Genomic DNA, 10,438 nt, shown 5'->3' with positions numbered 1-10,438 from the left:
ATGGCGACACGCTCGACATCCTCGTGCAAACCCGCAGGAATGCCAAGGCGGCAAAGCGCTTTCTGGCAAGGCTCATCGCGCGTTTCGGGCGGCCTTTGGGAGCTCAATCCCGCCACCAAATCCATACTTGCTCATGCAGCCCTCTCTTTCGTGAGTGCATGAATGACAGCCTGAGCGTAATCACGGGCGTTCTCGATAGCCGCGACCACCTGTTTCATGGCCTTGTCCGTAACAGAGGCTGTCTTGCCTTCGTGTTCGTCCGTGACGATGCCCGGCAACTCCGAAAGAAGCACGCCATCACGGAAAATGCGGGTATAGGGTGCGCGTTTTGCAATGCGGGTCGGCAGCGTCGGGATGTTGTTGATCTCCATCTCCTGCCGCACGTCGCGCTCATCCGTGGTCTGGAAGGCCGCGTTGGTCCTCGTGAACAGTAGCGAGTATGCAATGGGCGCACGGATCATGCTCGATGTGGTTTGTACGAGCCGGACGGCCGCCGCCGCCGCCTGCCTCGCCTCCATGGGCGAGCCATCGAGCGGAATGATGCAAAGGTCTGTCCTAGAAAGCGCGAAGGTGACGATCTGATCCTTCGACCCTTCCAAGTCGATGATCAGGTAATCCGTCTCACCAGAAAGCTGATCGATCAGCTCAACGGTGTCCTCGGCCTGAGGGCGCGCATAAACCGAAAAGGGCACGTCGCGCCCGTCCGCTTTCCTGCTTTCTGACCACGCAAGGATGTTGGCGTTCGGGTCTAGGTCGAGAATAGAAACCCGTCCGCCCGAAAGAGCGATTTGCTCAGCCAGAAGCATGCCGGACGTCGTTTTCCCCGAACCGCCCATCGGGTTTGCGAAGGTAATGACATACCTGCGGACCATGTAAGAGGAATTTAAAGATAAAGTCAACCTTAATTATATCTCTAACTCTAAAGTTACTTTTAACTATTTTATCCTTCAATCCATCTATCCAATGCCTGAAGCCCCCTGACACAGCGGGTCTAAGCCCGCCGCACGGTCTTGGTGCTCACGCGGAACAGGGCAGCAATGTCGGGCAAGGGCCGGCGTTCCACGTCGCGCATACGACGCACCTCAATCTTCTGATCTTCGGTGAGGGCAGGGGGCCTGCCACCAGTGCGGCCGCGCTTCTTCGCCGCTGCTAGCCCCTCGCGGGTGCGTTCTGAGATACGCTCACGCTCAAACTGAGCGATGGAGGCGAAGACGTGGAAGATGAGCCAGCCGGCCGGTGTCGTCGTGTCGATGTCCTCGGCCAGCGACCGGAAACCGGCCCCGCGTTCGGCAATGGCTTCCACGATTTCCAGCAGGTTACGAAGCGACCGCGCCAAGCGGTCATATTTCGTCACCACGATGACATCACCGGCGCGCAGCTGGTCGAGCAGGCGGTCCAGCTCGGGGCGGTTGCGGACAGACCCGCTGCTGCGCTCGGTGAAGATGCGCTCCGCGCCGGCCGCCGTCAGGGCGTCGGTCTGGGCGTCGAGCTTCTGGTCTTCGGTTGAGACACGGGCGTAACCTAAAATCATGCCTGAATCATGACAAAAACCTCCCAAAACGGCAACGGTTTTGTCCGGAGTTTTAGTCCCGCGTAACTCGTTGGTCCGCCATGTGTGTCTAGGAAGGGACAGAAACGACCGTTTTTGCCGTATGGGTTCTGTCAGGGGGGTTGTGTCCGATGTGCGGGACAAAGGGTGCATTCGCTGCGGATGCGCAGATGGCTGCTTCAGGTTTGGCGCACCGATAGGACATTGCAGCAGGTCGCGCCGGTTAGTCCGTATAGCTTTGGCAGGCATCAACTCCGTTGGCTGTCGAGGCAAGTAGCTGATCTGCATCACGGATGAGATCGGCGACCCGCCTGTCCGCCAGACGATACCGAACGAAGCGGCCTTTGCTGCGGCGACTGACCAGCCCGCATTCCAGCAGACAGCGCAGATGGTTCGAGACGTTGGGCTGACCCAAACCCGTATGCCCGACGATTTCCTGCACGTTGCGTTCGTCCGACACCAGCGCATCGAGGATCGTCAGACGGCTGGGATCGCTTAGGCCCCGGAAGAGCTTTGCCCGCAGTTCCAGTGTATCGGGTGCCGAAAGATCGTCTTGAATGTTTTGCGCTGTCATATCATTATCCACTGATACGTTAGCAGCGTACCTTTTCGCCCGCCACCACAAAAAGGATCGCACATGAGCCAGCCCGATAACAGCAAGTTGGCGACAGCCTCCTCCCCGATCCGAATGCGGGTGCAAGGCATGGACTGCGCGAAAGATGCCGCCGAGATCGAGCGCGCGGCCCGGTCTGCGGGCGTGGCCGAAGGCGACGTGAAAGTGTCCGCCGCCACCCACATCATGACATTGCGGATCGCGGACGGCGATCTGCCGAAAGTGCGGCCCGCGCTCGACGCGACCGGCTACGGTTTCGAGAAGATCGAGGACGGCGATACATCGTCCGATCCGGCCTACAAGGACCCGAGCTATCGCCGCGCGCTCTGGATCGTGGTCGCGCTCAGTCTCGGATACGGCGTGGTCGAAATGTTCGGCGGGTTCCTGTCCGGTTCGCAGGCGCTGAAGGCAGATGCGCTCGATTTTCTGGGCGATGGTGCGATCACGTTTCTGGGCCTGCTCGCCATCGGCTGGAGCCTGACATGGCGGGCGCGGTCGGCGATGATCCAAGGCGTGTTTCTGGGCCTTCTGGGCCTTGGCGTTGTCGGCAGCACGCTCTGGCGTGTCCTCAACCAGACCACGCCAGAAGCCGGGTTGATGGGAGCCTTCGCGGTAGGTGCGCTGATCGTAAACATCCTCGCGGTGCTGCCGCTGCTAAAGCACCGCAAGGGTGATGCCAATATGCGAGCCGTCTGGCTGTTCTCTCGCAACGACGCCATCGGCAACCTCGCCGTGGTCATCGCCGCCGGGCTGGTCCGGTGGCTTGGCAGTGCATGGCCCGACCTGATCGTCGCGTTCGCGATCGCGGGGCTTTTCCTGCATTCGTCGTGGATGATCATCCGCGATGCCCGGAGTGACTTGGTGGAAGCTGACTAACTCCATCATGGTGCGACGCGCCGGACGAAAGCCGACATTCGCGCGCCCCGCAGCATCGGTGAGTCTGGGCTCCTTCCGGACGTTCTCCGCAGCGCAGTATGGGCCCAAACCCGTACGTTTTTGTCACCGGCGCTTACCACCGTTTTTGGCGCATGGGTTCTGGCAGGGAGTTTATGTCCGGTCTGCGGGTGTAGTTTTTCAAGATCAAGTGCAGCAGCCTGTCATAGGCGGTTCAGTGAACAGCAGCAGCGTCGAAACAGCCGTTTGCGCGGTCCTTCGCGAACGGCCTGAAGGAGCCCTTCGTGTCCAATGCTACGCAACCTCATAGCAACCGTATCTTCCAAGGCTGGCGGGGCTCCCATTCCCGCCGCGTTTAGCACAAAGCATTTGCGATGATCACGAGCTTGCCCTTCATTTAGAGCTACCATGGCCGCCCAAGCGGACCTTCCTGACGGTTGCCGCACGTGCTTGTTTAATGCTGCAACTGCGAAGGCCAGGAGGAGGAGATCCAACAGTTGCCACAGGCGTTAGCGCCATAGCACCCCGCTCGCCAACAGAAGCGGACATGCCGCCATGCCGTCTGAAGGCCAATCGGCTATTCGTTTGCCGCGCGAAGGCCCCAGTAGGGCTTCGGGCTGTCTATCTGGTGTAGAACCCCAAGATGGATGCCGTCTCCATATCACCGCTCTTCACTCTCGCCGCCAGCCAAACTCGCCTGAGGGAGAAATCCCGTTTGGCTTGTGAGAGTGGCGATCTTGCTCATGACATTTGACCTCGGCTACAGGTTGATCGAATGAAAGCGAGTCAAGTTTCATGATCGATATCCAGCCTCTCGCCATCCTGCGCGAAATCGACCGGACCGGTAGTCTGACCGACGCTGCGGATCGCCTGCACCTGACCCAGTCGGCCGTCAGCCATGCCATCCGCCGGTTTGAGGAGCGGCACGGCGTCAAACTGTGGGAGCGTGAGGGGCGCAAGCTGCGGCTCACGCCGACGGGGGAATATCTGCTGGGGCTGGCCGCACGGGTCTTGCCGCAGCTCGAACACGGCGCTTCAGTGCTGGAGGACTATGCCCGCGGGCGGCGCGGGGCGATCCGGGTGGGCATGGAATGCCACCCCTGCCAGAACTGGCTGATGCGGATCGTGGATCCGTTTCTTGCCGCATGGCCGGATGTCGATCTGGACGTCACCTCGGCCTTCCAGTTCGGGGGGCTCGCCGCCCTGCTTGGGCATGAGATCGATCTGCTGGTCACCCCCGATCCGGTCGAGCGTCCGGGGCTCGAATACCGGCCGGTGTTCAACTACGAATTGGTCCTGGCTGTCGCCGACGATCACCCGCTGGCCCGGAAGCGACAGATCGCGCCCGCCGACATGGCCCGCGAGACGCTGATCACCTACCCGGTCGCGCGCGAAAGGCTGGATATCTACACGCAGTTCCTCGTGCCTGCCCACGCCCTGCCGCGCCGCCATCGAACGGTCGAAACCACCGATCTGATGCTGCGGCTGGTCGCCTCGGGCCGCTCGGTCAGCGCCACGCCCGACTGGCTGCTGCAGGGGGTAAAGGGCGTTACAGGCGTGCGCATCGGCGCCGGGATCCCCAAGTCCATCCATCTGGGCTATCGGGCCGGGACTTTGCCAAACTATCTCGAAAGCTTCATCCAACTTGCGGAAACCGTCGAGATCTGACGGCCTGGTCCAGGCACGGGGTCAACAGAATCGCATGACTTCATGTCATTCAGTTTCGATAAGAAGTCATTTTTCTTCATGTATCATATCCGGCAGAAGGCCTCATGACCTCTGACAGGAGACCGGATCGCCATGACCGAGCCCTTCGCATTCCAGATCAAGCGCCTTCGGTTTGACGAGGGCTACACGCCAGAGGCCGGCACGAGGTTGACCACCAATTTCGCCAACCTCGCGCGCGGCGCGCACCGGAAGCAGAACCTGGCAAACGCGCTGCGGATGATCGACAACCGGTTCAACGATCTGGCCAGCTGGGACAACCGCCACGCCGATCGCTACGCGGTCGAGTTGGACATCGTCTCGGTCGATCTGGACCTTGACGGCAGCGGCACGGCTTTCCCAGCAATCGAGGTGCTGCAGACCACGATCCTCGACCGCAGGACCGGCGCGCGCCTCCCTGGGCTCGTAGGCAACAACTTCTCCTCCTATGTGCGTGATTACGATTTTAGCGTGGTGCTGCCCGAACATAACAAGGGCCGCGATGGCTTCTCGTTGCCTGAAGGGTTCGGCGCGCTGCACGGCCGCATCTTCAAGGCATTCGTTGCGTCGGAGACCTACCGGGCGCAATTCCCCAAGCCGCCGGTGATCTGCCTGAGCGTGTCGGAGACCAAAAGCTATGAGCGCACCGCCAACATCCATCCCGTGCTGGGGGTAGAATATGTGCCAAGCGGTGCCTCGCTGACCGAACAGTATTTCGGCAAGATGGGCCTCGGGGTGCGCTACTTCATGCCACCCAAAAGCGTGGCTCCGTTGGCCTTTTACCACGTGGGCGACCTGCTGAACGATTACACCAATCTCGAGCTGATCGGCACCATCAGCACGATGGAAGCCTTCCAGAAAATCTATCGCCCCGAGATCTACAACGCCAATTCCGTGGCCGGGCAGACCTATCGGCCCAGCCTTAGTCACCAGGACTACTCGCCGACCCGCGTGGTCTATGACCGTGAGGAGCGCAGCCGTCTGGCGACCGAACAGGGCCGATTTGCCGAGGAAACCTTCATCAAGCCGTATCGCGCGCGGTTAGCCGAATGGGCCGCCCGGTCCGCCGCCTGACCCCACGACCAAGAAAGACATGACCATGACCAAACTGCTCCCCACCTCCACCGCCGGCAGCCTGCCGAAACCCTCCTGGCTGGCCGAGCCCGAAAAACTCTGGTCGCCCTGGAAGGTGGAAGGCGAGGCACTGGCGCAGGCCAAGCAGGACGCCCTGCGCGTGACGCTTGCCGAACAGCGCGGCGCCGGCATCGACATCGTGAGCGACGGCGAACAGACGCGCCAGCATTTCGTCACCACCTTCATCGAGGGGCTGGAGGGCGTCGACTTCGAAAAGCGCGAAACGGTGCGCATCCGTGATCGCTATGACGCCAGCGTGCCGACGGTGGTCAGCGCCGTGTCCCGGCCCCGTTCGGTCTTTGTCGAGGATGCGAAGTTCCTGCGCGCCCAGACCGATGCACCGATCAAATGGGCACTGCCCGGGCCGATGACCATGATCGACACGCTGTATGACGCGCATTACCGCAGCCGCGAAAAGCTGGCCTGGGAATTCGCCACGCTTCTGAACGAAGAGGCGAAGGAACTTGAGGCCGTCGGCGTCGACATCGTCCAGTTCGATGAGCCCGCCTTCAACGTCTTCTTCGACGAGGTGAACGACTGGGGCATGGCAACGCTGGAGCGCGCCATGGAGGGGCTGAAATGTCAGAAGGCCGTCCACATCTGCTATGGCTACGGCATCAAGGCGAATACAGACTGGAAGGCGACGCTCGGTTCGGAATGGCGGCAGTATGAGATGATCTTCCCGGCGATCCAGAAATCCGGCGTCGATCTGGTGTCGCTGGAATGTCAGAACAGTCATGTCCCAATGGACCTGATCGAGCTGATCCGGGGCAAGAAGGTGATGGTGGGCGCCATCGACGTCGCGACGAACAAGGTCGAGACGCCCGAGGAGGTCGCCGCCACCCTGCGCAAGGCGCTGCAATTCGTCGATGCGGACAAGCTCTATCCCTGCACCAACTGCGGGATGACGCCCCTGTCGCGGCAGGTCGCACGCGGCAAGCTGGAGGCCCTGAGTGCGGGCGCCGAGGTCATCCGGCGCGAGCTGGGGGCCTCTGTGGCGGCATGACCTCGACGCTCCCGGAGTTCGACCCTGATGCGCTGCGCGCCTGTTGCAGCCGTTTCGCCACCGGCATGGCGGTCGTGACGACCCGCACGCCCGAGGGCGATCACGGCATGACCATCAGCGCCTTCATGTCGGTCTCGCTCGACCCGGCGCTGGTGTGCATCTCCGTGGGATGCGGGGCGCGGATGCTGCCCAGACTACGCGCCTCGGGCCACTATGCGGTCAACATCCTGGCCGAGGACATGCGCCCCCACGCCCTGCATTTCGCCGGACGGCCCGATCCGGGCCTGCGCGATCTGTTCGAAGACCGGCACGGCCTGCCTGTCCTGCGCGGGGCTGCGGCGGTTCTGGTGACGGATGTGGTCCAGACCATCGAGGCCGGAGACCATGTGCTGCTGATCGGCAAAGTCCGGCATATCGAACATGAACCCGTCGCGAGGCCGCTGCTGCATCACGCAGGGCAATTCAGCGGCGTCAGTGCCGCTGTTGCCTGAACTGGGTGTAGATCAAGATCGGGGCCTGCCATGGTGCAGGCCCCGATAGCTTTGATAGAGACGCTCAGACAGGTTCCGGCGCGACCGAGGCGATTATGCTCTGGTCCAGCGCCTCGAAGTCATTGAGACGGATGGTGTCGTATAGCTCCTTCCGGGTCTGCATCTGGTCCAGCATCGCGGTGGTCGCCCCGTCACGGGCCAGCGCGGCATAAAGCCGTTCCTGCGCCTTGTTCGCCACCCGCAGGGAGGAGACGGGCCAGATCACCATGTCATAGCCAAGTTCTTCAAACTCCTCCGCCGTCAGCGCGGGGGTGCGGCCGAATTCGGTCATGTTGGCCAGCAGCTTGACGCCCGGCAGGGCGGCGCGCATCTCGCGGAACATCTCGACGCTGGTCAGCGCTTCGGGGAAGATCGCATCGGCCCCAGCCTCGACGTAGAGCTTCGCACGCGCCACGGCGCCCTCGATCCCCTCTGACGCGGCCGCATCGGTGCGGGCGATCACCACGAGGTCACGCGACGCCTTTGCCGCCGCCGCGACCTTGACCGCCATATCCTGCGGCGCGACCAGCCGCTTGTCGTTCAGATGGCCGCATTTCTTTGGCAGGAACTGGTCCTCCAGATGGACCGCCCCGGCGCCTGCCTCCTCGAAGCAGCGCACCATGTGCATGACGTTCAGCGCCTCGCCATAGCCGGTATCGCCATCCACCAGCAGCGGTAGCCCAGAGGCACGTGCGATCTGGCGGATGAAGAAACAGACCTCGTCCACCGTGATGATACCAAGGTCCGGCAGACCCATGGAGGCGGTCATCGCTGCGCCCGATAGGTAGAGCCCGTCGAACCCGGCCGCCTTTGCCTGCAAGGCGGCCTGCCCGTTGTGGGCGCCGGGCAGGCGCAGGATGCCGGGACGGTCCAGCAAGGCGCGGAAGCGTTGGCCCGCCGTGGCGGTCGGCAAGTCGTCTGCGATCAGATAGGTCATGCGCTTACTCCGCCGCCGCCAAAGGGGTGAACCCGCGCTTGGCGAGCGGCACGAAGGCCCGGTTCTCGGGGCCGGTGTAGTTGGCCGAAGGGCGGATGATCTTGTTGTCCTGCCGCTGTTCGATCACATGCGCCCCCCAGCCGGCGGTGCGCGCGATCACGAAGATCGGGGTGAACATGGCCGTCGGCACGCCCAGCAGGTGGTAGGAGACGGCGGAATACCAATCGAGGTTGGGGAACATCTTCTTCGCGTCCATCATCACCGCTTCGATCCGTTCCGCGATGGCGAACATCTTCATCGACCCGGCCCCCTGCGAGAGCTGTTTCGCCAAGGGCGTTCGAGAAATAGCGGATATGATCTACAGTGAATCCGTCGCGTTGCAACGTCCTACGCAGAACCGGGAGGAAGTCGATCAGATAGCTGCGCATGTCACGCGGGATGGCGATGCTGCCGCCAGATCGGCTCAGGGTCACGAGACCTTCCTCCAGCCGCGCAAGAGGTGTGGCCCCGTCCAGAGCGCGTTGCCCGCACAGGTGATAGTCCTTGCAAATCGCAACCGTCAGCCAGCGTTCCAGTTCTTCAAGGGTCAGGCAGGCCCGTCTTTCGCTGTCGTATGCGCCGCGCTGCGCCGTGTTGGAAAATGTCGTGCCCGGCAACTGGTGAATACGCCGCATGAGGGTGCCGATCACACGCTCTACAATGCCACCGAACTGAGGTTGCCCCGGCGGTCGCCAGTCGATCTCGATGCCATGTTGCGCGCACCCGCGCTCGAAAGCCTGCGAGTGGAACTCGCCCGCATTGTCCACGCCGATCTTCTTTGGCTTTCCCGCAATCGGCCACTCCACATCCGTAACGCCGCGCGCTGTCATCCAGGCTTTCTTATCGTCGGCGACGTGGGCGAGGCACAGGCCGACGCTCGCGGCGGAAGGGGGATCAAGGCTAAGATGGAAGCCCGCGATCATCCGGCTCATCACGTCGATCGCAACCGTCAGATATGGCCGCCCGATTGGCAGACGCTCAAACGGATCGACCAGAATGACATCGACCGGCGTGTGATCGATCTGCACGACGTCGAGCGGGTATTTCGGGATCGGGGTCGCGCCGAGGATCGGCTTTGTTCCCGGATCACTTTCGCGGAGCCGTGACGCGACACCCTTGTCGATCCGGTTAACCCGTCGCCTGATCGTGGCTTCGCTCGGAGGCGAAATGCCCGCCTTGCGGCACTCGACCTGAACCACCCTCACGATTTCCGAGGGGCGCGCTTTCTGCCGTTTGAGATAGCGGCCTTCGATGACATGACCGATGATCGCTTCCCGATCCCCCGCAATCCGCGTCTTGCGCGGAGCACCGCGGCCATCGCGCGGCAAGAGCGCCGTGACCGCGCCGTTTTCCTCACGAAGCCGGCGGATCAGCCTGTAAGCCCAACGTTCGGAAATTTTCAGATCAATCGCTGCAGCGCGGACGAGATGCGCTGGTGCTTCATCGAGCGCGTCAAGTGGCCGAAGCAAGGCCGCCCGTTCCTCGGCCTTCTGCCATACGTCTTTCGGAACGGATTCCAGGTCCATGACCGATCCTGTCTCCTGCAACGCGCTGAACTGTTCTCTGACAGCCTTGCAACACACTGAACTGCCTGGTGAGCAGTATTGAAGTCTTTTATGACAAGCGCGTGTCAATGAAAACAACAGACAGTGCTGAACCTATTTATGAAAAACGACAGCTGCCAATCGGGCGGCGAGATCCATCAGTTACTTCGTGATGGCCCGCTCTGCTCCAGTTTGTCGGCGATCCGGCGCAAGGCCGCTGCCGTCCATGAGGCTACTGTGCTCTCGGCCGGCCCAGACACGCTCAGTTTGATATCGCATTTGATATGTTGCGTCAGTTCACTCATTATTCATCCTTCTTTTCGGCGAGATCTGCCAACCTTTCGCGCTCAGCCTGCTCGCCCCATTTCTTCATCTCGGACGCCCTGTCGAAGCCATACCAGTTGGCCCAAAGGTCCGCTTGATCTGCGGCGGCCTGATCCCGGTCCGTTGGTTTATCTGCGATCATTCTGAAGGAGCGCTATCAGTCG

General features: G+C 61.8%; 12 protein-coding genes and 1 pseudogene. 6 read left to right on the top strand and 7 right to left on the bottom strand.

The window, feature by feature from the left end; all coding sequences use genetic code 11:
• Positions 1-95 (top strand): annotated as a pseudogene (locus tag BLT73_RS17100) (IS6 family transposase); the annotation flags it as partial.
• Positions 96-131: 36 nt separating this feature from the next.
• Here BLT73_RS17100 and BLT73_RS15425 read toward each other — a convergent pair.
• From BLT73_RS15425 to BLT73_RS15415, 3 genes are all read right to left on the bottom strand, one after another.
• The gene (locus BLT73_RS15425) at positions 132-872 is read right to left on the bottom strand and encodes an AAA family ATPase (protein ID WP_090525270.1); all 741 of its coding nucleotides are present in this window, start codon (positions 870-872) and stop codon (positions 132-134) included.
• Positions 873-991: 119 nt separating this feature from the next.
• Positions 992-1,531, bottom strand: a complete 540-nt coding sequence (locus BLT73_RS15420; RefSeq protein WP_090525268.1) for a recombinase family protein — start codon at positions 1,529-1,531, stop codon at positions 992-994.
• 241 nt (positions 1,532-1,772) lie between these two features.
• Positions 1,773-2,123, bottom strand: a complete 351-nt coding sequence (locus tag BLT73_RS15415) for an ArsR/SmtB family transcription factor (protein ID WP_007803330.1) — start codon at positions 2,121-2,123, stop codon at positions 1,773-1,775.
• Positions 2,124-2,186: 63 nt separating this feature from the next.
• Between BLT73_RS15415 and BLT73_RS15410 the strand changes: the two genes are divergently transcribed.
• The 5 genes from BLT73_RS15410 to BLT73_RS15390 all read left to right on the top strand — a co-directional run bounded on the left by BLT73_RS15410 (position 2,187) and on the right by BLT73_RS15390 (position 7,391).
• The gene (locus tag BLT73_RS15410; RefSeq protein ID WP_090525266.1) at positions 2,187-3,038 is read left to right on the top strand and encodes a cation diffusion facilitator family transporter; all 852 of its coding nucleotides are present in this window, start codon (positions 2,187-2,189) and stop codon (positions 3,036-3,038) included.
• Between the two features lie 813 nt (positions 3,039-3,851).
• Positions 3,852-4,724 (top strand): LysR family transcriptional regulator, encoded by an 873-nt coding sequence (locus BLT73_RS15405; protein ID WP_090525264.1) that lies wholly within the window; start codon positions 3,852-3,854, stop codon positions 4,722-4,724.
• 132 nt (positions 4,725-4,856) lie between these two features.
• Complete coding sequence (locus BLT73_RS15400; protein WP_090525261.1) at positions 4,857-5,834, top strand: DUF1852 domain-containing protein; 978 nt, start codon at positions 4,857-4,859, stop codon at positions 5,832-5,834.
• Between the two features lie 25 nt (positions 5,835-5,859).
• On the top strand, positions 5,860-6,900 hold the full coding sequence (locus tag BLT73_RS15395; RefSeq protein WP_090525259.1) for a methionine synthase: 1,041 nt from the start codon (positions 5,860-5,862) through the stop codon (positions 6,898-6,900).
• Entirely contained in the window at positions 6,897-7,391 is a 495-nt protein-coding gene (locus BLT73_RS15390) for a flavin reductase family protein (RefSeq protein ID WP_090525257.1), read from the top strand. The genes BLT73_RS15395 and BLT73_RS15390 overlap by 4 nt, the downstream gene beginning before the upstream one ends.
• Before the next feature lie 64 nt (positions 7,392-7,455).
• On the opposite strand, the gene prpB is transcribed toward BLT73_RS15390, so the two are convergent.
• The 4 genes from prpB to BLT73_RS17410 all read right to left on the bottom strand — a co-directional run bounded on the left by prpB (position 7,456) and on the right by BLT73_RS17410 (position 10,416).
• On the bottom strand, positions 7,456-8,367 hold the full coding sequence (gene prpB, locus BLT73_RS15385; protein ID WP_090525255.1) for a methylisocitrate lyase: 912 nt from the start codon (positions 8,365-8,367) through the stop codon (positions 7,456-7,458).
• Positions 8,364-9,932, bottom strand: coding sequence for a Mu transposase C-terminal domain-containing protein (locus BLT73_RS17860; RefSeq protein ID WP_425438830.1), 1,569 nt, complete (start codon positions 9,930-9,932; stop codon positions 8,364-8,366). The genes prpB and BLT73_RS17860 overlap by 4 nt, the downstream gene beginning before the upstream one ends.
• A gap of 176 nt (positions 9,933-10,108) precedes the next feature.
• The gene (locus tag BLT73_RS17415) at positions 10,109-10,255 is read right to left on the bottom strand and encodes a hypothetical protein (RefSeq protein WP_176805158.1); all 147 of its coding nucleotides are present in this window, start codon (positions 10,253-10,255) and stop codon (positions 10,109-10,111) included.
• The gene (locus BLT73_RS17410) at positions 10,255-10,416 is read right to left on the bottom strand and encodes a hypothetical protein (protein ID WP_176805156.1); all 162 of its coding nucleotides are present in this window, start codon (positions 10,414-10,416) and stop codon (positions 10,255-10,257) included. Before BLT73_RS17410 ends, BLT73_RS17415 begins: the two co-directional genes overlap by 1 nt.
• Between the last annotated feature and the right edge of the window lie 22 nt (positions 10,417-10,438).

Origin of the sequence: Paracoccus isoporae, assembly GCF_900101865.1 — a bacterium.
Lineage (GTDB): Bacteria > Pseudomonadota > Alphaproteobacteria > Rhodobacterales > Rhodobacteraceae > Paracoccus > Paracoccus isoporae.
This window is presented reverse-complemented; position numbering and strand designations above follow the sequence as displayed.

Excerpts from the sequence above, each read along its gene's own strand:
- BLT73_RS15425 (WP_090525270.1), bottom strand. The coding sequence starts at position 872 with ATGGTCCGCAGGTATGTCATTACCTTCGCAAACCCGATGGGCGGTTCG.
- BLT73_RS15420 (WP_090525268.1), bottom strand. The coding sequence starts at position 1,531 with ATGATTTTAGGTTACGCCCGTGTCTCAACCGAAGACCAGAAGCTCGAC.
- BLT73_RS15415 (WP_007803330.1), bottom strand. The coding sequence starts at position 2,123 with ATGACAGCGCAAAACATTCAAGACGATCTTTCGGCACCCGATACACTG.
- BLT73_RS15410 (WP_090525266.1), top strand. The coding sequence starts at position 2,187 with ATGAGCCAGCCCGATAACAGCAAGTTGGCGACAGCCTCCTCCCCGATC.
- BLT73_RS15405 (WP_090525264.1), top strand. The coding sequence starts at position 3,852 with ATGATCGATATCCAGCCTCTCGCCATCCTGCGCGAAATCGACCGGACC.
- BLT73_RS15400 (WP_090525261.1), top strand. The coding sequence starts at position 4,857 with ATGACCGAGCCCTTCGCATTCCAGATCAAGCGCCTTCGGTTTGACGAG.
- BLT73_RS15395 (WP_090525259.1), top strand. The coding sequence starts at position 5,860 with ATGACCAAACTGCTCCCCACCTCCACCGCCGGCAGCCTGCCGAAACCC.
- BLT73_RS15390 (WP_090525257.1), top strand. The coding sequence starts at position 6,897 with ATGACCTCGACGCTCCCGGAGTTCGACCCTGATGCGCTGCGCGCCTGT.
- prpB (WP_090525255.1), bottom strand. The coding sequence starts at position 8,367 with ATGACCTATCTGATCGCAGACGACTTGCCGACCGCCACGGCGGGCCAA.
- BLT73_RS17860 (WP_425438830.1), bottom strand. The coding sequence starts at position 9,932 with ATGGACCTGGAATCCGTTCCGAAAGACGTATGGCAGAAGGCCGAGGAA.
- BLT73_RS17415 (WP_176805158.1), bottom strand. The coding sequence starts at position 10,255 with ATGAGTGAACTGACGCAACATATCAAATGCGATATCAAACTGAGCGTG.
- BLT73_RS17410 (WP_176805156.1), bottom strand. The coding sequence starts at position 10,416 with ATGATCGCAGATAAACCAACGGACCGGGATCAGGCCGCCGCAGATCAA.